This is a genomic window from Indiicoccus explosivorum (assembly GCF_002167005.1).
GTDB lineage: Bacteria > Bacillota > Bacilli > Bacillales_A > Planococcaceae > Indiicoccus > Indiicoccus explosivorum.
Genome location: NZ_NHTN01000009.1, coordinates 71,403 through 95,208 on the forward strand (window position 1 = coordinate 71,403; position 23,806 = coordinate 95,208).

The 23,806-nt window shown below is 47.2% G+C and carries 19 protein-coding genes and 1 pseudogene; 2 read left to right on the forward strand and 18 right to left on the reverse strand.

All coding sequences use genetic code 11. The annotated features are described in order from the left end of the window. Positions 1 to 113: 113 nt before the first annotated feature. The 4 genes from CCE92_RS03200 to CCE92_RS03215 all read right to left on the reverse strand — a co-directional run bounded on the left by CCE92_RS03200 (position 114) and on the right by CCE92_RS03215 (position 4,667). Positions 114 to 1,190 carry a DUF3427 domain-containing protein gene (locus CCE92_RS03200; RefSeq protein WP_162287803.1) on the reverse strand — a complete coding sequence of 359 codons (1,077 nt, stop codon included), beginning with the start codon at positions 1,188 to 1,190 and terminating at the stop codon, positions 114 to 116. Positions 1,191 to 1,429: 239 nt separating this feature from the next. Further along, on the reverse strand, positions 1,430 to 2,815 hold the full coding sequence (locus CCE92_RS03205; RefSeq protein ID WP_088006080.1) for a Sau3AI family type II restriction endonuclease: 1,386 nt from the start codon (positions 2,813 to 2,815) through the stop codon (positions 1,430 to 1,432). Positions 2,816 to 2,883: 68 nt separating this feature from the next. Beyond that, entirely contained in the window at positions 2,884 to 4,143 is a 1,260-nt protein-coding gene (dcm, locus tag CCE92_RS03210; protein WP_088006081.1) for a DNA (cytosine-5-)-methyltransferase, read from the reverse strand. A 77-nt stretch (positions 4,144 to 4,220) separates the two neighbouring features. Beyond that, the gene (locus CCE92_RS03215) at positions 4,221 to 4,667 is read right to left on the reverse strand and encodes a very short patch repair endonuclease (protein ID WP_088006082.1); all 447 of its coding nucleotides are present in this window, start codon (positions 4,665 to 4,667) and stop codon (positions 4,221 to 4,223) included. Positions 4,668 to 4,880: 213 nt separating this feature from the next. On the opposite strand from CCE92_RS03215, the gene CCE92_RS03225 reads away from it, so the two are divergent. Next, positions 4,881 to 6,017, forward strand: coding sequence for a PDDEXK family nuclease (locus tag CCE92_RS03225; protein ID WP_175578061.1), 1,137 nt, complete (start codon positions 4,881 to 4,883; stop codon positions 6,015 to 6,017). Between the two features lie 617 nt (positions 6,018 to 6,634). Here CCE92_RS03225 and CCE92_RS03230 read toward each other — a convergent pair. The 8 genes and pseudogenes from CCE92_RS03230 to CCE92_RS03270 form a co-directional block, all read right to left on the reverse strand. Further along, positions 6,635 to 7,609 (reverse strand): agmatinase family protein, encoded by a 975-nt coding sequence (locus CCE92_RS03230; RefSeq protein ID WP_088006083.1) that lies wholly within the window; start codon positions 7,607 to 7,609, stop codon positions 6,635 to 6,637. Continuing rightward, on the reverse strand, positions 7,609 to 8,862 hold the full coding sequence (hutI, locus tag CCE92_RS03235; RefSeq protein ID WP_088006084.1) for an imidazolonepropionase: 1,254 nt from the start codon (positions 8,860 to 8,862) through the stop codon (positions 7,609 to 7,611). Before hutI ends, CCE92_RS03230 begins: the two co-directional genes overlap by 1 nt. Positions 8,863 to 8,873: 11 nt before the next feature. Beyond that, positions 8,874 to 10,544 (reverse strand): urocanate hydratase, encoded by a 1,671-nt coding sequence (gene hutU, locus CCE92_RS03240; RefSeq protein WP_420913222.1) that lies wholly within the window; start codon positions 10,542 to 10,544, stop codon positions 8,874 to 8,876. 61 nt (positions 10,545 to 10,605) lie between these two features. After that, positions 10,606 to 12,137: pseudogene (locus CCE92_RS16365) on the reverse strand (HAL/PAL/TAL family ammonia-lyase). Positions 12,138 to 12,164: 27 nt separating this feature from the next. Continuing rightward, positions 12,165 to 13,745, reverse strand: a complete 1,581-nt coding sequence (locus CCE92_RS03250) for a BCCT family transporter (RefSeq protein WP_088006086.1) — start codon at positions 13,743 to 13,745, stop codon at positions 12,165 to 12,167. A 451-nt stretch (positions 13,746 to 14,196) separates the two neighbouring features. After that, positions 14,197 to 15,669, reverse strand: coding sequence for a helix-turn-helix domain-containing protein (locus tag CCE92_RS03255; protein ID WP_088006087.1), 1,473 nt, complete (start codon positions 15,667 to 15,669; stop codon positions 14,197 to 14,199). Beyond that, the gene (locus CCE92_RS03260; RefSeq protein WP_088006088.1) at positions 15,666 to 15,848 is read right to left on the reverse strand and encodes a hypothetical protein; all 183 of its coding nucleotides are present in this window, start codon (positions 15,846 to 15,848) and stop codon (positions 15,666 to 15,668) included. Before CCE92_RS03260 ends, CCE92_RS03255 begins: the two co-directional genes overlap by 4 nt. 298 nt (positions 15,849 to 16,146) lie before the next feature. Further along, positions 16,147 to 17,211, reverse strand: coding sequence for an MBL fold metallo-hydrolase (locus tag CCE92_RS03270; protein ID WP_241535856.1), 1,065 nt, complete (start codon positions 17,209 to 17,211; stop codon positions 16,147 to 16,149). A gap of 165 nt (positions 17,212 to 17,376) precedes the next feature. On the opposite strand from CCE92_RS03270, the gene CCE92_RS03275 reads away from it, so the two are divergent. Beyond that, positions 17,377 to 18,459, forward strand: a complete 1,083-nt coding sequence (locus CCE92_RS03275; RefSeq protein ID WP_162287804.1) for a mandelate racemase/muconate lactonizing enzyme family protein — start codon at positions 17,377 to 17,379, stop codon at positions 18,457 to 18,459. Between the two features lie 64 nt (positions 18,460 to 18,523). Here the strand turns inward: CCE92_RS03275 and CCE92_RS03280 are convergent, their stop codons facing one another. From CCE92_RS03280 to leuD, 6 genes are read right to left on the reverse strand one after another with little or no spacing between them, the layout of a single operon-like run. After that, a complete protein-coding gene (locus CCE92_RS03280; RefSeq protein ID WP_241535857.1) occupies positions 18,524 to 19,420 on the reverse strand; it encodes a hydroxymethylglutaryl-CoA lyase in 897 nt (298 codons plus the stop codon). Positions 19,421 to 19,449: 29 nt separating this feature from the next. Next, on the reverse strand, positions 19,450 to 20,055 hold the full coding sequence (locus CCE92_RS03285; protein WP_088006092.1) for a flavin reductase family protein: 606 nt from the start codon (positions 20,053 to 20,055) through the stop codon (positions 19,450 to 19,452). Between the two features lie 36 nt (positions 20,056 to 20,091). Further along, complete coding sequence (locus tag CCE92_RS03290) at positions 20,092 to 21,339, reverse strand: MFS transporter (protein WP_088006093.1); 1,248 nt, start codon at positions 21,337 to 21,339, stop codon at positions 20,092 to 20,094. Between the two features lie 29 nt (positions 21,340 to 21,368). Beyond that, complete coding sequence (locus CCE92_RS03295) at positions 21,369 to 22,868, reverse strand: sodium:solute symporter family protein (RefSeq protein ID WP_088006094.1); 1,500 nt, start codon at positions 22,866 to 22,868, stop codon at positions 21,369 to 21,371. After that, entirely contained in the window at positions 22,861 to 23,133 is a 273-nt protein-coding gene (locus CCE92_RS03300) for a hypothetical protein (RefSeq protein WP_088006095.1), read from the reverse strand. Before CCE92_RS03300 ends, CCE92_RS03295 begins: the two co-directional genes overlap by 8 nt. Positions 23,134 to 23,153: 20 nt before the next feature. Beyond that, entirely contained in the window at positions 23,154 to 23,804 is a 651-nt protein-coding gene (gene leuD, locus CCE92_RS03305) for a 3-isopropylmalate dehydratase small subunit (protein WP_088006096.1), read from the reverse strand. Positions 23,805 to 23,806: the final 2 nt, after the last annotated feature.

Sequence of the window (23,806 nt, forward strand, 5' to 3'; positions counted from 1 at the left end):
CAAAGGGTGTCTGAAACAGCTAATCTAAACTCTATAGAGACAATTGGTGGATTAGTCGATACCCTCAAAAGATGAATCATTTCAGCATCGCAATCTTTTCATATCGTCCCCTATTATCTTTTATAGAGTGCCGTCTCCCATCGCATGTAGTTTCGTCTGTCTCTCTCATACCACTGACTACAAATCAAAAAATGTCTTCTTCCGTGAGAAACCGTCCCGGTCCAGTATCTTGCCTTCCCTTTCATTAACCTCTGTTGATTTATATTAGTGCTCACCTCCACCTCTTTTAATAAAGGGAAATTGATTCCAAAGGTTCGCTTGCAATAGTCCTTCTCCAATAGTAAATCAATCATCAAATTATCAATATCCCCCTCCATGAAAATTCTTGTCATACTTTTCCTCACATATTTGCCGACTTTGATGTTAGCAATTCCTTTTTCCAATTTGTCGGATATGCTGGGGGTGTCCATCCGCTCGTGCTTTCGGTCGGATATGAAGTCAGAAAATTGGCTGCCATTCCTTTTGACTTCGTATCCAGCTTCCATACCAACCGATTCAATAGTATCTTGGTTACTGTTATTACCGCTCTCCATCCAAAAAGTGCTATGGGAAGACCCCCGAACATCTTCAGGTACTCCTTCCGCCTTCTTTTCGATTGACGAGTCATACCTCATTTCATTGATTACTGTCTCTGCGTCTATATTAAGGGCCATTCTACTAACTGTTCCTTCATCTATATTTTCCCAATTCAAAATTCTCCATTTTAAAAAAACTGGATTCTCCTGTTCTTTGTCATGAGTGACATACGACACTTTCCCTAGATATGTGAAAAGCCGTGATTCTTTGGTCTTTGGGTTCCATTTACTCGTTCTTAAAAACAGATGAATATTATTGTCCTCAGAGTTGTGGTTTATGAATTCCCTGATGACCGGATGGTTTAATGAATGCCTCTTCTGGGATTGCCAGGTTAATACTCCTTTTCCTGTTATACCCTCCTTGAATGTATATCCGAAAGAATCTTGACCAAAGGTCACAAAAAGAACGTAATCACCCGGTCTGTCAGAAAGACGGATTATGCCATGTACGCCCCAAGTACCTGATCCTGGGACGAATCTACTCGTCGAGCCAAAAATGTTATGTACATCCTGTCGGCTATAGTCGTGAAAAAGACTCAACTTCAGACAACTCATATAATCCCTCCTTGAATCCATTGAATATCATTTTCAAAGTCATCGCCTTTCTATCTAAGACGACAGCCTATAGTGCAAGGAAATCCGACTATTTTCCATTCCTCCTTCTTCTTGGAAAGTAACTGTCCAATGGCCGAATCACTATGCAATCTCTTATTCAATGATATTTTACTTCCATGCTGTACTGAACGTTGAAAACATCACTAACAAAAAGCGGCGGTGGATTAGATTAGGACAGTCTATATGTCTCTGACAATCGTCTCAATGTAATTCTTGTCCAGCCAGAACGCTTGCTTTGTAATAAGCTGTCCGTCGGGAAGAACGGTCACATCCGCTGCGTTTCTTGCTTTCGGTCTCACATGACATAGACCATTCGAGCCTGGTTTAGGCAAGTTGTTTCTTACCATGCGCCTCTTACCTCTAGTGACTTCGATTAACTTCACTCCTTCACGCAAGATTTTTTGTACTTCTACCCAAAATCCCCTTAGTCTTCCTTCAATTTCATATATAGGCATATTCCATAGCCTCACCCCTCTGAAGTAAAGCCCATCAGGAGAATTGCAGTCTCCATTTTCCTTTGAGTCGAATACCACGAAAAGGAACTTCGTCTCGGTAAAGTATGTCCTTAGCCAACTATCAAGCCATTCTTCATCCGCCCAGATACTAAAATCAATTCCCTTAAAGGACATGTGCTCTTTAAGCCTTCCATCGGTATGGGTGCGGATTGTCTTAAAAGCGATATTAGCTTTAGAAAATTCTTCAATTTTCGAAAGATCCGTGCCTTTAATGCCTAACATCATACTGATGAATAACTGCAAGAAATTCTTACTACGGGGATTAATGTCTATATCCTTCTTATTACTTATTTCTCGAAGGCTTTTACCGATAAAAGGAGAAAAATAGGAATCGAGGATAGTTTCGAAAGAATCGCCTTTATCATTCTTTCCTTCTATAATGGAAATTAGCTTTTCCTGTTCAATCACCTTTCTCGCCAACGTAGTCATATAACTCTGCTTAAGGGAATATGCCCTCTGCATAGCAGGTATAGGACTGTAAGGTTGACTTCTTGTCGAGCTCTTACTGGCCCCTTTCGTGCTTGCACCTAAATAGAGTGTATCGCCCTCTGAAAGTTCGTGGGCTTTTCCGTCCCTCACCTTTGTAATAATGGTTTCCCAATCTTGTTTAATAATGGTTAAGTCTCTCTCATTGAATTTGTGCAAGTACGATTTCAGAATAAGATAGTCCGCTCTCTTCACCTCAGGTAGCCATTGATAAAACATAATAAGGAGGGAATTGTTCTTTTTCCAAAAACTTGAAGTTTCAAATGTTTCTTCAACTTCTTTGTAATAGTTAATTATATTTAAGACTAAGCGCTCCTTTGCTGAAATGCTCCCATTTTTGTTCCTTTTAATCGGGGTGACTTTCAACTCGATACCCAAGTCCTCAAAATCAGCCTCTGCCCTTGAATTGATTTCATAACCAAAATAGCTTTCTTCAATTATTTGACCCAGTTGTCCTTTTGCCCGCTCGTTTTCAACTCGTCCGCTTTTGTCTATTTGCCCGAATGTTTTTCCCTCTGCAGCTTCCGCTAGATAAAGTAACTCCTTCTCGCTTTTATATTCCAAGGTCTATCAACCCCTAAATTCTCTTTTCCATATTTTATCATGAAAATAAAAAAGCTGATACATGAGTATCAGCCAAAGATTGAAAATTCCAATTGTATTCCCGCAGGCTCCTCCATCGCTTCCAATTCCTCTATCCGAGAACCCATCCGTTCAATCAATTGGACGACGAGAGCATTGCCCATACAAAAATAACGCATCCGGTCTGGCATCCCTGAAGTCCAACCATCCGGGAATCCATTGAGCCGTTCGCATTCCACCGGTGTCAGAAATCTCTTGCGGTCATTCACTTCTACTATATGTGAGCTCCGATTGATAGTCCCCTCGCTTGTTAGCATAGTCCGTCCCGGTTTATCTAATTCGTCGGTCGGTGACATCCCACCTTCTGAGAAATGGTAGGTATGCCCCTCTTTAGAAGTTCGCTCGATTCTCTTCGGTCCACGTAGATAGGCGAATTTTTCAATATTACCTTCGTTTAAATAGAACTTTTCTTCTACCTGGTCCTCGTTCACCAATATTTCACCGAGCGGAACGAACGGTTCTTCCACCGGAATCGGTTGTGCTGTGAAGACCTCCCCTTCCTTCATATAACCCGCAGGATGAAACGTATAAGAGAAGGAGTCGGACAGACCGACTATATCCGCTGGAAGAGTGACAGAAGAAACCCTTCCCTTGTACGGTTCGGATTGCACAGGAAAAGCCTTCGCAAAAAAGCCATCCTGAAAGACGATTTCCTCGCCCGCTTTCTCGGACTGCCTGGCATCGAAACTGATTCCATTCTTATAAGCGAAGATGAATACTCTTCTTCTCCGTTGCGCCTGCCCATAATCAGCGGCATTTATGACTCGCCATTCCACGCTGTAGCCCAAATCACGGAATGTAGCGAGCATGACCGCAAAATCCCGTCCCCTTTGAGAAGAAGGGGATTTGAGCAAGCGATCCACGTTCTCGAGCAATACATATTTGGGATAAGAATTCTCGATGACACGTTTTATTTCCCAGAATAGCACCCCCTTCTTACCCTGAATCCCCTGCTCACCTGATTTACTTCGCGCCACGGAATAGTCTTGGCATGGGAAGCCTCCGACCAATAAGTCGATATTGAGTTCCTGGAATAAATTATCAGGAACCTTTGCTATATCCTCGTTTGAATGAATTCCATTTTCGAAATTTCCAGTGTAGCAATCAAAAGCATGCTGTGCCTTCTTCGATGGTTCCCACTGATTACCGAATACCACATCGAAAAGTTCGGAATTCGCTTGTTCCAGACCAAGCCTGAAACCACCGACTCCGGCAAATAATTCAGCTACCCGCAGTTTCTTATCCTCCATATACGAACACCCTTTCGATGTAATGCCCTAATTATACAGGAAAACGTCAGAAAGATTAAGATCCTACTGTCATTTATTCAGTTTTTTTTCGATTCTTTGGCTTCTCGATACTCCTGCTTGATTCCCTTAATGAACTCTTCTGTTTCGTCCACAGTTTTTTTAAGATCTTTACGTATTTCATGTTCCCATACATGCTTTACGTTCCAATTCCTTTCCTTATAAAACTCATCAACTTCTTTATCGCGTTCCCGGTTGCGGGAAATCTTCTTATCCCAGAAATCCTGGTTACTCTTGGGTCTTTTAAAGTGCTCTGGACAACCATGCCAGAAACATGAATCGATGAAAATGACGATTTTATATTTCTGCATGACGATATCGGGAGTTCCCTTCAGTTTCCTTACATTCTTCCTGAAACGGAACCCACGGTGCCAAAGGGCTTTAGAAAATATGTTCTCCAACTTTGATTGGGCCCTAATTGCACCCATGGTCTTACTTCGTTGTTTTTTGGTCATTGTATCGGTCATCGGCTTCAACCCTTTTTCAAACTGTTTTCCCTCCTAAAACGATTGATTAAACTTCCGGTACAGACTGTGCTTGATTTGACAGGGAACACTAAATTCCTATGATTGGTTTTCAGTCCTCTCTTATGATTTTTTCAATTTAATGTTAAAATTACCAGAACAGTTACCAGCATTCGATATTTCTGGAGTTTCAAAGATTTTATAAGGAGGCATAAGATGGCTGGCTACATATTCAATTTAAACAGTAGAGATTCCTTAATTGATTGTATCGAGAATGGTGTCTATAGCACCATAATAAATGTGCCGGAAAATGGTAGGTGGAACAGGCAGATTGAAGGTACTTTCGCAGATTTTTTAAGCATGAAAGCAGGCGATAATGTATATTTTTTCCATGAAAGGAAAATATACGGATTAGGAGTCCTCAAGAAAGTCGGGGAAGACTGTAAATATTTGAATTTTCCTGAGTCCGATTTGCCAGTTAACCCGGAGTATGATGAAGTAAGAAGCAATATGCTGATAAATGAAGGATTAATAAATATCAAGAACCGCTGTGTTTGCCTCTTTGAGTCTTCTCCCGAATTTTTCGTACGTGGAGTGGATATGGACGACGTATTAGCATCCAACCCACAGAGTTTTAGAATGTTAAGGGCATTTTGGAAACTCTCTTTTGTTAAAGTGGGGGATGAGGAGAATAAAGCACTAAAGGATATAATACTAAAAAGTAATGAAGAAAACTTGAGAAGTGGAAGAGGGAGGTTCGCTCATCATGCTAACCTTCACCCTCACGTGATGAATACGGTAAACGGCGACTATTATCTAACATCAAAAAATTTACTGAAGAATTGTTCATCGGATGATTTAATTGGCCATGAAATGGCTATAGAAGCCGCTTTAATAGACGTTTTATCTGCAGAAGATGATACAGTATTCGGCAAATGGGATTATATATCCCATCAAGTTATCGCCTCTCCATTCAAGCCTATAGATTACATGGATAAAATGGATATCTTCGGATATCGTTTCATTCCAAGTTTCGACACTATCTCACGATATCTCTTGATTGAAATCAAAAAAGATTCCGCCACCCTAGACGCTATAGAGCAACTAATGAAGTATGTCGACTGGATTAATCAGGAATACTCGCATGGTGACTATTCAATGATATGCGCCTTTTTAGTTGCCTATGATTTCCCCGAAGAGGTTATATCTTATAGAAGAGGTTTTTGTGAAAGGAACTATATCAAAGGACGAAGACCTGCAATTACTGCCAAATGGAGGAATGTTAGATTGATTAAGTATTCCTTCAACAGAACCACGGAAAAATTGGAATTCACTGAAGTAGATCCGCTTTGACCTTTTCCGGGTTTAAATATCCGATGAATCCCCTAAACTAACGAAGAAGCAGACAGCAAAAAGGATACTGCTGTTCCACTTCTTCGTTTGCTACATGGCACCCCTTGAAGAAGATTTTCCAGCTTTTCTTACCTTAATTTACCGATGAGTGCATCAATCCATCAAATTTTATAGCGGCCACGCTTCCTAGCTTAAGTGGTGAAAGACCCTTTATTCTCTTGGATTGTTACTTGGAATAACATCTCTCTAATACTATTTTCCAGCAACTCAGCTTCCATAATCATGGACTGCACCCCTTTTCCTTCCACCGGGATGACCGCCCGTCCACCATCTGTAATCCAAGCCAACACCACTACGAAATTAATAGAGCTTCAAAGCTTCTCTTTTCCAGCTTTCTTTTTTGTCCTCTTTTTCAGTTCTCCTCTTCCACCGTTCAATAAGCATTCACGAAGGCGTTGATTTTTATAATCAAGCAATTTAGAAATAAGATCGACCACAGCAATTGTGCATATGTCGCCCAAGAGCTGGATATAGAGATTAAAGGCTGCTTTCAGTGTCTTGACCTAATAATGCCCGCAAAGCAGAAGAATGCTTTACGGGCACAGTATTACTTTCATTTACTTCACTTTAGCCATCGCTTTACCGGTCACAAATTGCAGCCAGGCATAGACGCCGGTTTTGACAGTTTCCTGCACTCTTGAGTCTTTGCTTGGGTCGAGGCAAACGAAGTCGATATGCCGGACAGCCGGGTGTTTGCCCACTTGCAGCAAGGCATCGAACAGTTCCGCCGCGCTCAGTCCGCCCGGTGTGGAAGCGGGAACGCCTGGTGCCACTGAAATATCGAGCACGTCCATATCGACCGTTACATACAGCCGGTCTGTTTTAGCCGATAAGCGGTCCAGCGATTCTTTTACCGTCTGGACAAAACTGTCGCTGCGCGCCTGTTTCAGCGTAATCATATTGATTTTGTGCTGTTTTGCATAGTCGACGAGCGGCTTGGCGTTGAAGTAGCCGTGCAGGCCGATATTCGTGACATCTTTCCCTTGAATGGCGCCTCCGTCGATCAGCTGCCGGATGGGCGTGCCGTTCGCTGGGCCGAGTTCTTCCGGATCCCGCACATCCAGATGGGTGTCGAATTGCAGGATGCCGATTCTTTCTTCCGGATACGCTTTTTTAATGCCGCGCACTGCGCACGCCGTGGTCGAATGGTCGCCGCCGATCATGCAGGTGACAGCGTTTGGATGGCCGGCAGCGAGAAATTCCGCCGCCGCTTCTATCCGCTGATGCGACAGCAAAATGTCGGTCGTATGCATGATGACGTCACCGGCATCCGTCGCGGTGAATGGAGTCAGGTCGAAATCTTCGTCCAGGTTATAGGTCGCGAAGCCTTTCCATAGCTTCCGGAACTCGGCCGGATAAAGTGAAGCGCCGGAGACACTAATGGACGACCGCGAAATCGGCGCGCCGTACAGCACGAGATCCGGGTTTCCGTCCGCTTCATTCAGTTTCCTGACCCACTGATGGACATGGGTCGGTTCATCCGCCTCAGCGTTCCAGGACCACTCCGGGGTCTGCAGCCATGATTCCGTCATTACTCTCCCACCACCTTAACGCCCTTTTTCCAGAGCGTCTTCAGGTGGTTGACCCCGAACAGGTACTGCAGTTCCTGGTAATTCTTCACGTTCCACATGGCGATATCCGCCTGTTTCCCCACTTCAAGAGATCCTACGCTGTCTTCTCTGCGGATAGCGCACGCCGCGTTATATGTGGCGGCGGTCAGCGCTTCCGCTGGTGTCATCCGCATTAAAATGCACGCGAGATTCATGACAAGCGGCATGGAAGTGGTTGGTGACGAGCCGGGGTTGCAGTCAGTGGAAATCGCGACAGCGACGCCCTCATCGATCATCTGCCGCCCCTTGGCCACTTCCTCTCTGAGGAATAGGGCGGTCGCCGGCAGCAGGCAGGCAATGGTTCCGGCCTCTGCCAGCGCCTTGATTCCTTCATCTGACGCCTTCAGCAGGTGTTCAGCCGAAACCGCCCCAACTTTCGCCGCCAGTTCCGCTCCGCCGTAAGAGACAATTTCATCTGCATGGATTTTCGGAAGAAGGCCGAGTTCCTTCCCTGCTATCAGAATCCGCTCCGACTGTTCAGGGGTGTAGACATCCTTTTCACAAAACACGTCATTGAATTCCGCCAGTTTTTCTTCCGCTACGACCGGAAGGATTTCATTGATGATGTAGTCGACGAAGTCATCTTCCCGTCCTTTATAGTCAGGCGGCACAGCGTGTGCTCCCATGAATGTCGGCACAAGGTCGATCGGGTGTTCGCCCTGCAGGCGCTTCATAACCTTCAGCTGTTTCAATTCGGTTTCCAGGTCCATGCCGTAGCCGCTTTTCCCTTCGACCGTGGTCACGCCGTGCTTCAGGAAAGAATCCAGACGGCTCGTCGTCTGCTCGATGATTTCTTCCTCTGTCGCTTCGCGGGTCATGCGCGCGGTGGCATGGATGCCGCCCCCGGCGTTCATGATATCCATGTAAGAAACGCCTTCCAGCCGCATTTCGAATTCCCGCTCCCGGCTGCCGCCGAATGCGACATGGGTATGGGGATCGATGAGACCGGGCGTGACGAGGCAGCCACTCCCATCGATGATTTCAGCGTCCTGGACCTCTGCCGCATAGGCTTCTTTCAGCTCTTTCGTTGTTCCTGCCGCTTTGATTTTTCCGTCCTCAATCAGCAGACTGCCGTCTTCGATCAGTCCGAGTTCGGACATTGCCTCTTTCGAGCGCGGGCCTTTCTGACCGCCCGCGAGTGTTGCCAGCTGATGTATGTTTTTAATCCAAATCATTGTTGTCCCTGTCACTCCTTTTCTGTTCTCAGCATCGGAATGTTTACGCCTCTCTCCTTCGCCGTCTGTTCAGCCAGCTCATAACCGGCATCCACGTGGCGCGCCACGCCCATACCCGGGTCGCTTGTCAGTACGCGTTCAATGCGTGTTGCCGCTTCCTTCGTTCCGTCCGCGACGATGACAACACCGGAGTGGATGGAGTAACCCATGCCGACACCGCCGCCATGGTGCAGTGATACCCAGGTCGCGCCGCCGACCGCATTGATCATCGCGTTCAGGATCGGCCAATCTGCCACCACATCCGAACCGTCCTTCATCGCTTCGGTCTCCCGGTTAGGGGATGCCACTGAACCAGAATCCAGATGGTCACGACCAATGACGACCGGCGCGCTCAGTTCGCCGCTCGCTACCATATCATTAATAATCTTCCCGAACCGGGCTCGTTCGCCATACCCAAGCCAGCAGATACGCGAAGGCAGACCCTGGAACTGGATTTTTTCCTGCGCCATGCGGATCCAGTTGCACAGGTGTTCATTGTCGCTGAATTCCCGCAGGATCGCTTCATCGGTTTTATAGATGTCTTCCGGATCACCGGAGAGGGCCACCCATCTGAAAGGACCTTTCCCCTCACAGAACTGGGGGCGGATGTAGGCCGGCACAAACCCGGGGAAATCGAATGCGTTCTCTACGCCTTCATCTTTCGCCACCTGCCGGATGTTATTGCCATAATCAAAAGTCACTGAACCCTTCTCCATCATATCGAGCATCGCCCGGACATGCTGAGCCATTGACGCTTTGGAAAGCTTCACGTACTTTGCCGGATTTTTTTCCCGGAGCGCTGCCGCCTCCTCAAGCGACATCCCGGATGGGACGTAGCCGTTCAGCGGATCGTGGGCGGATGTCTGATCGGTTAAGACGTCCGGGATGAAACCCTTTGCGATCATCTGCGGAAGAACATCGGATGCATTGCCGATCAGCCCGATTGATAGGGCCTTGCCTTCCTGTTTCGCTTCAGTCGCCATGCGGATGGCTTCTTCCAATGAATCCGTCTTCACGTCAGTATATCGCGTCTCGATTCGCCGGTCGATTCGGCTTTCATCCACGTCGATCCCGATACAGACGCCTTCGTTCATCGTGACGGCGAGCGGCTGTGCCCCGCCCATTCCGCCGAGCCCCGCTGTCACTGTAATCGTGTGCTTCAGTGTGCTGCTGAAATGCTGGCGGGCGAGCTCCGCGAATGTTTCATAGGTTCCTTGCACGATTCCCTGAGAGCCGATGTAGATCCAGCTGCCTGCCGTCATCTGCCCATACATCATGAGCCCTTTTTTATCAAGTTCATGGAAAGTTTCCCAGTTCGCATAAGCCGGAACGATATTGGAATTGGCGATCAGCACTTTCGGCGCATCTGTGTGCGACTTGAAAATCGCGACCGGTTTCCCTGATTGCACCAACAGCGTTTCATCGTTTTCGAGTTCCTTCAGCGATTTCACGATAGCGTCGAAGCTCTCCCAGTTTCGGGCGGCTTTACCGATACCGCCGTATACGACGAGATCTTCCGGTTTTTCTGCAACTTCCGGATCCAGGTTATTCATCAGCATCCGCAGCGCCGCTTCCTGCATCCAGCCTTTCGTGTGAAGTTCTGTTCCGCGGTAACGGATCACTTTTTGTTCGGACGTTTTCATCATGTTAATGACCTGCCTTCTCTATAATTGTAATTTCCCGTGACGTTCCCTTTGGCAAAACCTACAGGAGTTCCCCGGTCTGTTCTTCGGCCGCAGCCGCCACATCACCGGAATGAATGAGGCTCCGTAGTGTTTCCAAGTAAGGATAGAGATATGCATCTTCCGTCATGACGGGAATATCTTTTTTCATTCTTTCCACTACTGTAGCGGAAGCGGAGCCCGGTGCCAGATCCTCTTCCATGAATTGATAGGCGTTATGGACGGACAAGAGTTCAATCGCCAGAATGTATTCCAGTTTCCGCGCGATGTCTTTCGCTTTTTTTGCTGCGTTATAGCCCATGCTGACATAGTCTTCCTGGTCGGCGCATGTCGGCACACTGTCCACAGTAGCGGGATGGGAAAGGATCTTCATATCATTCAGGAGTCCCGCCTGGCTGTACTGGGGAATCATCAAGCCTGAATTCAAACCCGCTTTGCCGACAAGAAACGGAGGATATTCCGACAGACGCCCATTTATCAGGCGGTTGTTCCGCCTTTCGGACATCTTGGCGATGGCGGTCGCTGCGATGCAGGCGGAATCCATTTCGATTCCGATATAGGAGGCGTCGCAATTACTCCCGGAAATCGCTCCGTCCCCATCCGGCCAAAGAATCGGGTTATCGGAGCAGGCATTCATTTCGATTTCGACTGTTGTCTTCGCGTCTTTCAATGTCTTTTTGGCAGCTCCATGGAGTTGGGGGATCGCTCTTAGAGAAAGCGCATCCTGCAGCCGGTGATCGACGTGTTCTTTCGCGATTGCCGAATCACTCAGTATCTTCCGGATATTGGCTGCCGTATCCCGTTGGTCCGGATGCGGCCGGACGCTCATTAACCGGTCGTCAAACGCCCGTGTCGTCCCTTTCAGCACTTCCAGTGCCATGGCGCCGATGATGTCCGCTGTCTTCGCGGCATTGAGCATGTCGTATAGCGCCAGTGCTCCGATGCCGGTCGGACTCGTGGTCCCGCTCGTCAGTGCCAGCCCTTCTTTCGCGGACAGAATGATCGGCTCCATCCCCCCCGGGACAACGCTTCGGAAGCGGGAAGCAGTTCTCCGTCGACATAGGCCTTGCCCTGGCCGATCAAAACCAGCGCAATATGCGCTTCCACGCTCAAATACCCGACGGATCCTTCACCCGGTACATATGGCGTGATTCTCTCGTTCAATAACCGGCGGTACATGTCCAGCGTCTCTAACCGGACGCCGGAAAAGCCCTGGCCGACATTCTGCAGGACCATCAGCAGGATGGCCCGGACGGTTTCTTCCTCGAGCGGTTCTCCGACGGAAGTGGCATGCGACACTAGGATATTCCTTTGCAAAAGGGCAGTTTCCTCAGCAGAAATGAGCTGTGTGGAGAGAGCACCGAATCCCGTGTTCACTCCGTACATCACTTTCCCTTCATTTATCCATGACTGGACGAGGCGACTTGATTTTTCGACCCGCTGCCGGTACTCCTCAGAAAAATGGACAGGTACTTTCAAGCGGGCGACAGCCACAAATTCCTCAAGCGAAATTTTCCCGCCTAGTGTGACATGCTGAATGTTTTTGATGGCCATTCTTCTCCGCCTTTCCTTTATGACTGGTTACCGTTCGAGTTTATCGATAAAAAACATCTTAATCGCGCTGATCACCTGCAGGACGAATACGAACAGGACGGCGGATCCGCCGAGTGCTGCTAAATACTTCACGCCATCCACGCCCTGTTCACCGCCGGCAAACGCCACCATGATAAAGGCGATTGTCGCGATGGAAAGCGCCCACAACAGCATCTTCCATTTTGCCGGTTCTTCATCAAATCGGATGTTGACTGTACAGAGAGTCGAAATTGCCCGCACCATGGAATCCGCAGCAGTCGCGAATGACAAGATGAGTGCGATCATGACTATCGGAATGATGATGGCCGCCAGCGGAAGGTTGGCCAGGAATGTCCATAGTCCGGCGACGGCTCCGCTTTCCTGAATGGTGGCTACCAGATCGGTGTTCCCGTTCGACTGCCAGAAAAGCGCTGTTCCGCCCCAGATGCCGAACCAGACAATGCTGAACACAGCCGGCAGGATCCAGTTGATGAACATGAACTGACGGATCGTGCGTCCGTACGAAATGACAGCCAGGAAGATTCCCATCAGCGGCGCGTACGCAATCCAGATCGCCCAATCATACAGCGTCCACCACATCACCAGCGCTTCTCCGCCGATTGAGGATGGATCAAGACCCCAAACCCAAAAATTCTGTAACCAGTAGCCCATGCCAACGGTTGTCGTGTTTAAAATGTAAAGAGTCGGACCGATGATGAAAAGTGCGATCAGCAGCACATAAAAGACCCATGCATTGATCGAAGCCATATTCCGGATTCCTTTATCGAGCCCTTTCAACGCGGAAAGTGTGAATAACGCCGTGATGAGGAGAGCCAGCAGGAACCAGATGACCGGTCCTTGTTCGATTCCATATGTTGTTTCAATGCCGGAGCCCACCAGAGCGAGTCCAGCGCCAAGGGATGATGCCAAACCCAAAGCGATGGCAAGGATGGCTAATGTATCGATGATTCCCGGCCAGATCCCTTTCTTCACCTTTTCCCCGAAAAGCGGTGTCAGCGTCGCAGAGACCGACAGCGGCTGTTTGCGGTTAAAATACATATACGCGACAACAAGGCCGCTCAAGGCATACATTGCGTAAGGAATGAATGTCCAGTTGTACATGGAACGTCCCATAGCGAATATTGCTGCAGAAGACGTTCCTGGTTCGATACCCGTCTGCGCCATTTCACCGTAAATGCTTCCGAAATAAATGATGGGTTCATTCACCCCATAAGTAATGACGCCTGTTGCAATTCCGCCAGTCAGTGCCATGGCGAACCATGCCATGAACGGGTATTTCGGTTTCGCATCATCGCCGCCCAGACGGATATTGCCCACTTTGGAGAATGTCACAATGCTCACGACGATCAAGGCGATAATGGAGATGATCTGATAAAGCCATCCCATACTCCGCAGAGATCCTTCAAATCCTTTTAAGGCGATTTCAGTCAGCAGCTCGTTGTTGACGATTCCTAACACGGCGCCTCCGCCGACCACTAAAAATGCCGGTATAAAAACTGATTTACGCGTCTTTCGCTCCTGACTTTTCTCACCTTCGACAAATCGGTTCTCTTCTGTGGTAATTGCCATTTTTAAATCCCCCTTTTGCTGATTTTGATGAAGAGGCTATGGCACTGTTCTTCAGTATCCCCTTCTGTGAAGATAGCGCTTTCATTACATCCGTCATAGCTTCTTTATCAAGAATATATAGAAAATTATAAAAGGAAGGCGCAGCAGAAAATAGAGGGGAAACTTTTGAAATACACCACTTTTATTGAACAGAAGCAAATAAAATACCATTTTTTCATCAAAAAGTTTACTTTATTTACGAAAATTGAATTTATTAAAGAAAATAGGTGTTGGGAGCCAAAATGAAATGAGGCGTTCTTTTCGTTTTGCTGTAAAAAATTCATATAAAAAACTGCTAATCCCGAAAGGAATTAACAGTTTTGTGGAACTTGGCAATCCAGCCGTCACTGTCCGGCATTTGCCCACATTTTTTCTGGCCGCAAGTGCTGTGGATTTCAGCTCTTTTCATCACCTATTTATGGGATTCCCTGTATTGCCGGGGAGACATCGACGTCTGGGTTCTGAAAAGACGGGTGAAGTAACTTGGATTGCGGAAACCCGCCTGTTCAGCAACTTCCCCTATGGAAAGATCTGTCGTAATCAATAATCGCTTGGCTTCTTTTATTCTCCTGTTCATCAAAATCCGGCGAAAGGACTCTCCTTGCCTTTTCACGACCAGATGGCTGTAGTAGGCCGGGCTTCTCCCCGCTGCTTCAGCCACTTTTTCAAGAGACAGGTCGGGGTCCGCGAAATGCGCTTCTATATAATTCAGTCCTTTTTCAATTACATCTTTTTTCACAAAAACCTCATGCATTTTGGAGCGGTCAAGCAAGTCATAGAGAAACAGCAGCGTCTCCTGCACGATTCTATAGAGAACGCGGTTGTAGAGAATTTCAGAAAAGATTTGGCGGTACCGCTCTTCCATCTCCCCCTGATCCAGCTGATAAATTTTCATGAAGCGTCGTATTTGCGCCAGGATACTGGTCAGTCTTGTCCTCAGTTGCTCTGGATTTGGAAAAGGAGCAGATGCATGCAAAAATTCCTCGTGCATCCATCGCTTGATTCTCTGTTTATCAAAGTTGCTCAGCATATCGATCCATTCCCTCTGTTCGGATGAAGAAAGGAATGGATCGATTTCTTTCCAGGTATTGTACGATTCTTCCGGCTTGATTACCTGCCGATATCCTAGGAAGAATGTTAGTTCCATCAGTCTTCTCGCTGTTTGATACATTGTATGGATATCCCTTGGATTCTGCTGCGGCGGAATAACCACGGCCGCAAGCGGTTCCGAGTTCTCAGTTTCCCACTCCCGCAATACTTTTCGGGCTGATTCTTCCAGACCGGTAGTCGGTTGTTGGAATAAGCAAACGACCATGTCTGTCAAAGGCAAGACTGTCGGGTGTTCACGGAATGGAAAATTTCCCAGGAATGAGATGAGGTCCATGAGCTTTTGGCTGTCCTCAGTATGAAAAAGCATAAGACCAATGCCCGGCGGCTTCTCCTCTTCTTTCAAGAACAATGCTTGATAAGAAGCCAGCGCTTCCCAATTACTTGAAAAGGGAATGTCCTTTTCTTGGCGCGACAGCTTCGATAATGCTTTTCCTAAACATTCTTTAATTTTTACGGGATCATGGGGTTTGACCAGCAAATCGACACTTGCCAATTCCAACGCCTGTTTTGCCCGTTCGAATGTCGCTTCCGCCGTGACTGCTATAATGCCTGAACTATAGTTGACCAAGTACTGTTTGGTTTTTTCCCAGCTTTTCATTGGAACCATATCCAGCTCAATATATAAAAGATCCGGTACTTCCCTCTCTATTAGAAACAGAGTCTCTTGAAGGGTGTTTGCCGTGTACAACTCGTCAATTGGAATGGAATAAGTGGAAATCAGCCATTCAATTGCCATCCGCTCATATTGGTCTCGTTCGCTTATCAATATTTTCATACCGGAGTCCATCCTTTTTTATACAAGGGTACCTGTTTTTCTTCTTTTCCTGCGATTGCCTCTAGAATCCTCTGCAGTAAGACATTCATGAAGAGGGTGAACATATTTCCACCTTTGCTCGACCTTCTATCCATTTCGTTGATTATATCAAAAGTTTCAAGCAGGCTCGTCTTTATCATGAAAAAATTCTCCACACTAATAAAGAAGAGAAGAACGTTTTTCTTCTCTTCCTGTACTACGAATTCCCTACCCCGTCGCCTCAGCGGTTCTGGAAGCGCTTTGGCTTTAGTTTATTTATCGGTTGCCGTTTTTACGTAAAATATATATGAAATTAATAAGTCCATTTTGTACTTCCGAAATAAACAACGCTCCTGCTTCATTCTGTTCTGGTAATCAGGCTTTATAAATTTCGAACCGCTCCACTTCTCATAAAAAATAACAGCCAATTTATCGTCCTCTTTCCAGTCCAGCCCCCTCTCACCATCCCACACACGCCAACCCCTGCGCTTCAATCGCCGCCAGTTTCCCTTCACCGATTCCATCAATCCGCAGCAATTCTTCCACACTGCCAAACGGCCGCTCGTCCATGATCTCTTCCGCCAGCGCTTCCCCGATGCCGTCAATCTGCTCGAGTTCCGCCTGGGAAGCGATGTTGATGTCCATGCAGCGGTTCTCGCCTTCGGTCGGCGTGCCTTGTTCCGACGGAATGACCTCGAACGTCTCGCCATCTGTTTTGACGATGACCGTCCCGTTGACGTCCGTTCCGTACACGTCGGCGCCTATGTTCTCCGCCGATGCGATGACTTCGGCATGCGGATGGCCGTACGGATTGCCTTCGCCCGCGCTGTAGATGACGACTTCCGGCGAGACGGCTCTCAGGAAAGCCCGGCTCGTCGAGGTGTTCGATCCGTGATGGCCGAGCTGCAGCACTTCCGCATCCAGGTCCGCCCCGCTGTCGATCATGTCCTGCTCCTGCTCCGTGCCGGCATCCCCCGTGAAGATGAAGTCGGTCTCCCCGTACGTCAGTTTCAGGGAAATCGACTCCTCGTTCGTCTCGCCCGTGATCTCCTCGGGGTACAGCACATCGATCTCGAGTGAACCGAGTTCGTACTCGTCGCCGGCGCGCGGTTCGACGTAGCCGGTACCTGATGCGTCGATCGACTGGAGCACGCCGGTGAACGTGTTGGACGGGCTCGTGTTGCCGGGGAGCCACACTTCCTCGACGTCGAACTGGCCGATCACTTGCGCCAGCTGCCCGATATGGTCGGCATCGGGATGCGTGCCGACCGCGATGTCGATGTCGCCGATCTCCTGCGCTTCGAGGTACTCGACGACATCCGTCGCGTTCCAGTCGCCGGCATCAATCAGCATCGCATGTTCGCCGAGCTCGAACAGCGTGGCATCCGCCTGGCCGGCGTCGATGTAGTGGACGGTGAGTACCGCCGCTTCTTCCCCGGCCGCATTGTGCCGGGTATCGCCTTCGTAAAATGTGCAGCCGGGCAACATCAGTAATGTCACCAGTCCTATTACTGCTTTTCTCAATGCCTCAACCTTCTTTCTTTAAGGCATTTTACCATAAATATACTCTTCATTTCTTGTCGTTCCGTCACTTCCGATTCATAGCTTCTCTTATTGATTCCTCCTAAATTATACAATAAAAATATGTTATAATTTCAGTAAATTCAATCTATGGGAGAGGCTTTATTAATGGCGACTATAAGAAATTTAGAATCGAAGTATTTACATATCCCTCTCGGCAAGGGACGGGGCGGCAGCGGAGCAACTGGAGTAGATTTCATTTTAGTTGAAATGACTTCCAGTGACGGATTGATCGGTACTGGCTTTACATTCGCTTTGACGGGTGGAGGGACTAGTGTAAAAACTTATCTTGATGATACAGCAGCACCAGTTGTACTGAACACAAAATTACAGGAATGGGATAAACACTGGCATACCCTTTGGGACAAACATCAGCGGATGGGGAATGGAAACGGATTGCTGGCCCTATCCGCAATCGATATTGCTGTTTGGGATATCCGTGCCAAAGAGCAGAACTTGCCGTTGTACCACCTGCTCGGTGCTCAGCGGGAGACTATGCCGATTTACGGAAGCGGGCGGGCAACGCATGGAATGACGACTACGGAATTAATCGAAGGTGCCCTCTCCTACAAGGAGGAAGGCTACCGGGCCATCAAACTCCGTGCGGGAGCTTTAGGCATCGCAAAAGACGTTAAAAGAATACAAGCGGTAAGAGAAGCCGTCGGTGATGACTTCGATATCATGGTCGACTGTAATGAAAGGCTGACCTATCCGGAGGCATTGCAATTGGGCAGGCATTTAGAAGAGCTGAATATTTACTGGATGGAAGAACCGCTGCCAGCAGGAGACATTAACGGACACCAAAGGTTGGCCGAGCAGTTGCGTATCCCGATTGCCGTAGGGGAACACCTCCACGGAAGATTCGAATTCGTCAACTATATCAAACAGAATGCCGCTTCAATTTTTCAGCCCGACGTGCCTTTGGTAGGAGGCATCAGTGAATGGAACCGGATTGCTAATATCACCGAAGGACACGGCTACGTGCTGACGCCTCATTTTCTGCCAGAATTTCATATCCAACTAGGGCTTTCCGCAAAGAATTGCATTTCAATCGAGCACTTTCCGTTAATTGATGACATCTTGCTAGAAACGCTTCAAATTGAAAATGGGGTCGCCATCCCTCCTAACCGGAGTGGACATGGCTTGCAATGGGATCGAGAAAAAATCGACTATTATCAAAAACTTTTATAGCAGAAAAATAACGACGGACACAGCCTTTAACTTGCGGCTATGTCCGTCGTTTTTTCAAAGAAGTTTATGCTATATGTGTATCTGTAGATAGTCCCGCCTTCATCACTTGACCAGGCAGTTGGTAACCAAGTATTCGTTCTAGCTCTCGGGAAGCCTCAATCAGCTTCTGGAGGTCCACCCCATCGAGTATATTCATGAGGTGCAGCATATGAACAGTATCTTCAAGACAGACATTTCCACTAGCGCCAGGGGCGAAAGGGCAGCCACCGATACCTCCGAGGGCTGCATCAAATTGTCTGATGCCTTCTTGGTAGCCCGCATAGACATTTGCCAATCCCATGCCTCGGGTGTTATGCAGGTGCAGCCCGAACTCTGCATCTGGGTATGCCGATTTCAATCGCTTTACAAAAAATGTTACTTGAAAAGGGCTGGCCATTCCAGTCGTATCAGCCAAGGTAAATCGGTTCAGCCCTATTGCTGACAACCTTCTAACTATCTCAGAAACCTTCTGTACGTCATATAGCCCTTCAAAAGGACAGCCAAAAGTCGTACCTAAACTGATATTGATTTTTTCAGATTCCGTAAACTTGCTTATCTCTGTAATTTCCTGAATGGATTGATCGACTGTTTTATTGATGTTCTTCATGTTGTGAGTCTCACTGATGGATAAAACCACATTTATACTGTCCACTTCAGCTTCAAGGGCCCGTTCAGCACCTTTTACATTCGGGACAAGCGCAATAATTTCAACATCTCTCCTGTTGATGCGGCTGATGACTTCTTTGGCATCCTTTAACTGCGGGACAGCTTTAGGTGAAACAAAAGACGTTGCTTCTATACGAGGGATTCCAGAATCGATAATACTGTTAATAATTTTTATCTTATCTTCAGTTCCAATCCATTCCTTTTCCATCTGGAAACCGTCCCGGCCAGTCACATCTGTTATCACTGTATCAGTCACTTGGTCCTCTCCTTTCCTTTTCCATTCTTTCATTGTCCTTCTCTTGGAAGCGTAAAGAAATTGGTTGCTTCACTGTAATTTCCCGCCAACCGTCCCAGTGGCCGTAATTTTTCTAAGTCCACTTTATAATTTCCTAGATAGTACTCATCCTGTATATGGTAATGGACGATTTTCCCGAGGACCAGGTGATCGCTTCCCAACTCAATAATCTGGTCCAGTTCCATTTCGAAAGATATCGGAGCTTCCGCTATTCGCGGTGGCCGGATCGCCGCACTTTCAATCGGTGTAAGTCCGGCGGCTTCGAATTCATCCACTTCACTTGGGAAGTTGCTGGAGCTTGTATGCATTTCATTCCCGAGGGCCGTTGTGGCAATGTTGATAACGTATTGCTTCTGTGATCGGATATTCTCCAAAGTATCTTTTACGGTTCCTTTCCGCTCTCCGACACCAGGACCGATAGAAACACAGAGCATCGGCGGTTTTCGGGAAGCCACAGTAAAAAAGCTGAACGGAGCGAGATTCCTCTCCCCATTCTCATCTATAGAGGATATCCATGCAATGGGCCGGGGAACAATTGAACCGGTCATTAGTTTATATGCATTTTTTGTTTCGATATGTCTTAAATCCACGTCCATAATTAACACTCCCTCAACAACCCAACTTTTGATTGCTCAATTTCGTCTGTTTTCTTTTTTAATGAGTTTCATTGCCCATAGCAATAGCGCGATGACGACCAGCAGTACTCCCGCCAGAAACAGCCAACTGAACGTATAAGTTCCTGTCAAATCCACGATATATCCGAATAGCGGAGGACCAACGATTACTCCCCATGATCCGACTGTTAACGTGAATCCGCTTGCGATGCCAGCCTGCTCAGGCGGAACGAGTTCCGTAGCCGCGTTCATCCAGATTCCGTTATATCCGGAGATGCAAAAACCGAATAGAACCGTGATTGGTACCATTATCCAGAAAGATGCTCCTGATGGAATGAGTGAAATGCCAACAGCAGCAACAATCGACAAAACGGATATGATCACTAAAACAATAATCCTTTTTCCGTGGAAAAGATTATCACTAATCATTCCCCAAGCCACACGGCCAAATGATCCGCTTACCTCGGAAACGACCAGTAGTATCCCCGATAAAACCAGACTGATGCCGATCTCCTCATAAGCATACAATACAAGGTACGTATTCAGAATAAGTTGACTTCCCGTCAGTCCCATGGCTGCTGTACTTACTAAAACAAGCGGCTTGTGCTTGAGCATTTGCAGGGCCGAACGTAAAAAACTAGTCGGCTTCTTGTTTTTGCTATCCAGGTTTTCCTCATGTGGCGCATCCTGGTAAAATTTATAAGCAACGGTTCCAGCTATGATTAAAAGTACACAGGCACCGAAAAGCGCGGGGCGCCATCCCCAGACAGTGGCGATCGGAAGAAGCAAAAGAGCAGAGAGCGCCGACCCGAACGTGACGCCCATCTGCTTGACTCCCATTGCTGTTCCCCTCTTATGAGGGAACCAATAAATAATGCCTTTGTTTGATGTTGGATGCATTGTGCCATACCCAACACCGCCTATGACTACCAGCAACAGTACCAGCCAGTAAATATTCGAGATTGTCATGAACATAAAAGACAGCCCAAGGGTCAGGGATAACAGAAACAGCAGTTTTTTCGACCCTACTCTGTCCACCAAAAATCCAGCTGGGATAGCCGTCGCTGATTGTCCGAGAAACAGCGCCGCAGGAAGCAGACCGATTTGCGCTTTTGTCAGAGACATATCTTCTTCAATCAGTACTCCCAGCGGCGCCAGACTTCTGCCGACGAATGCCACCATGATTTGTGCTGCGAGCAGCCAGCCTAGCATATGCCATGGATTAATAGCTGTCATTACTTCCTTGTCTATCACTTGTCTACTCATCAAGTACTCATCTCTTTACTGGCTCAGACTTATTCGACCAAATCAATCTTCCGGAGCTTAACTTCCTTCTGTTCAGTAACAGGTACAAGAAGAGAACCAACAACTACTACAATGAAGTTGACTGCCAATCCGATAACCCCTCCATGCACGCCCATGTACGTGCCATGACCAGTAAGGGTCATTCCGCCTGCAATTACAGCACCGGCCAACATTCCCCAGAAGACCGGCATGGCAGCCATCCGTTTCCAATATATTCCCACAACGAATGCCGGGAATACCTGAACCAGCAATTCAAATTTCAGGACAAAGATTTCGTAAAGCGTCCCCGGTGGATTCCAAGCAAGCCAGAGGAGAAGGATAACCGCGATTACGCCCACGACTTTACCGACCATTACTTTTTTATGTTCACTTGCATTTGGATTTATATATTTTCCGTAAACATCATTCGAAACGAGAGAAGAGAAACTGAGCAACACGGAGTCAGCTGTCGATAGAATGGCCGCAACAATAGCGCCAAAGAACAGAATCATGATCCAGTAATAAAAACCGTTGATTGATGCGATTTGATTGGCCATGAGACCAACAAGCTGTTCAGATCCCGCTTCATCCAAGCCTGGAATTAAAGCGATTCCAATGATACCGACGACAAACACCAAACCGGTTGTAATCAGCGGCATCCAAGCCATGACGGCAAATGAACGCTTCAGAGTGCGTTCGCTTTTCGCTGCGAAAATTCGCTGGATTGCATGCGGATATATTGCCGCTCCGCAGCCGACAAGGATAAGTATAGAGAACCAGTTAATGGTCGTTGGAAGATCTGGCACTGCAGCTTTAGCAGGCTCTGCTTCTGCGATAAACCGGGTGACTGTTCCGAAATCCCAGCCCACAAGGTAAAACGCTCCGATCAGGAACACAAATATCCCGACCATCAGCACCACACCTTGCATGACATCGGTGAATGCTACAGCTTTCATGCCGCCGAGCCATTCATAGATCAGCATGACGAGGATAAAAGCGACTACAGCGACCTGGTATGGAATGGTTCCTCCCGTCAAACTCGAAACTGCTTGTCCAATTGCGACTAACTGTTCAAGCAGGTAATTCCCGAGTCCCCAGAGCATCAGGAATATCGCCAGAATCGAGACTGCTTTGGAATTGAACCGGAATTGCAGCCAATCTGTCGGCGTGATGAAATTAAGCCGCTTCGAAATGACATACATTCGTGGAGCAAACAGCAAATAACCCGCGAAAATAACCGTCATGAACGTTATTGACTGCAGCCAGACAAAGCCTGACCGATATGCAGCGGGCGCATAGCCGATAATGGTATTCCCGCTGTATTGTGTCGCGTATAGCGTGAAGAATAGAGTGACAAGCCCCAGACCTTTTCCAGCTAAGTAATAATTGCTTAGACTCTCATGAAGTCCTTTCTCGCCACGTCCCGAAAAATAACCGATAAGTAGCATGACAACAGCATAAAAAATCAGAACAAGAACGCCGTCCAAACCCGCAAAAATTAATTCATTCATGCTCTATCCCCCTTTTTCTCTCCTTTTCCTCGTCTTCCTCTTCATCTTCCACAATGTTCCATTGGGTCATAATGACCCAACTGGTAAAAGCACTCAGCAAAATCGCGAATGCTACAATGAACAGCGTCCAGTAAGGAACTCCCCAGACAAGTGGAGCAATTGAACCGGATTGGAAATACCAGGGGACATTCCCAAGTATGATAAAGAACAGAATAATCCAAATCCATTTTTTCTGAATCGGCTCTTTAATCGACTTGTTATCCATGTAAAATCTCCTTTCTTAATTTAAATTGTTCGTTTTTTTTCAGCAGGATTAAAGGTGGAACCGCCATCCTGCATGCTATAATACACTTTATGATTTTTTTCGAACTCTTCAATTTTCGCACCGTGCAGGACTGTCGTTTCGATTTCATCCATGCCTTCTAAAAGCATTGATCGTCGGTAAGCATCCACTTCGAATTTCTTCTCGAATCCTTTACCATCGGTTATGGTATTCGATTGAAGATCGACTGTCAGCTTGTATTCGGGAATCTCTTCGGTTTTTTGGAAAAGATGATTAACTTCTCCTTCAGATAACCGGATTGGCAAAATTCCGTTTTTAAAGCAATTGTTATAGAAAATGTCTGCAAAGGAAGGTGCAATAATCACTCTGAACCCAAAATCTTCTAAAGCCCATGGTGCATGTTCACGTGAAGATCCACAGCCGAAATTCTCTTTGGTCAGCAGGATTGAGGCATGGCGGTAAGGTTCTTTGTTCAACAGAAAATCCGGATCCTCTTCACCGTCCTCCTTAAAACGCCAGTCATAGAACAGGCACTGCCCGTAACCCCTCTTCTCTATTCGCTTCAAGAACTGTTTTGGTATGATCGCATCCGTGTCAATGTTGGCACGATTCAAAGGGGCGACAACTCCGATATGTTTCTTAAAAGCTTCCACGA

Coding starts and splice junctions, on each gene's coding strand:
- CCE92_RS03295 (WP_088006094.1), bottom strand. CDS start 22,868: ATGAATGAATTAATTTTTGCGGGTTTGGACGGCGTTCTTGTTCTGATT.
- CCE92_RS03250 (WP_088006086.1), bottom strand. CDS start 13,745: ATGGCAATTACCACAGAAGAGAACCGATTTGTCGAAGGTGAGAAAAGT.
- hutI (WP_088006084.1), bottom strand. CDS start 8,862: ATGATTTGGATTAAAAACATACATCAGCTGGCAACACTCGCGGGCGGT.
- hutU (WP_420913222.1), bottom strand. CDS start 10,544: ATGAAAACGTCCGAACAAAAAGTGATCCGTTACCGCGGAACAGAACTT.
- CCE92_RS03255 (WP_088006087.1), bottom strand. CDS start 15,669: ATGAAAATATTGATAAGCGAACGAGACCAATATGAGCGGATGGCAATT.
- CCE92_RS03275 (WP_162287804.1), top strand. CDS start 17,377: ATGGCGACTATAAGAAATTTAGAATCGAAGTATTTACATATCCCTCTC.
- CCE92_RS03260 (WP_088006088.1), bottom strand. CDS start 15,848: ATGATAAAGACGAGCCTGCTTGAAACTTTTGATATAATCAACGAAATG.
- CCE92_RS03230 (WP_088006083.1), bottom strand. CDS start 7,609: ATGACGGAATCATGGCTGCAGACCCCGGAGTGGTCCTGGAACGCTGAG.
- CCE92_RS03290 (WP_088006093.1), bottom strand. CDS start 21,339: ATGAGTAGACAAGTGATAGACAAGGAAGTAATGACAGCTATTAATCCA.
- CCE92_RS03300 (WP_088006095.1), bottom strand. CDS start 23,133: ATGGATAACAAGTCGATTAAAGAGCCGATTCAGAAAAAATGGATTTGG.
- CCE92_RS03200 (WP_162287803.1), bottom strand. CDS start 1,190: ATGAGTTGTCTGAAGTTGAGTCTTTTTCACGACTATAGCCGACAGGAT.
- CCE92_RS03225 (WP_175578061.1), top strand. CDS start 4,881: ATGGCTGGCTACATATTCAATTTAAACAGTAGAGATTCCTTAATTGAT.
- dcm (WP_088006081.1), bottom strand. CDS start 4,143: ATGGAGGATAAGAAACTGCGGGTAGCTGAATTATTTGCCGGAGTCGGT.
- CCE92_RS03285 (WP_088006092.1), bottom strand. CDS start 20,055: ATGGACGTGGATTTAAGACATATCGAAACAAAAAATGCATATAAACTA.
- CCE92_RS03215 (WP_088006082.1), bottom strand. CDS start 4,667: ATGACCGATACAATGACCAAAAAACAACGAAGTAAGACCATGGGTGCA.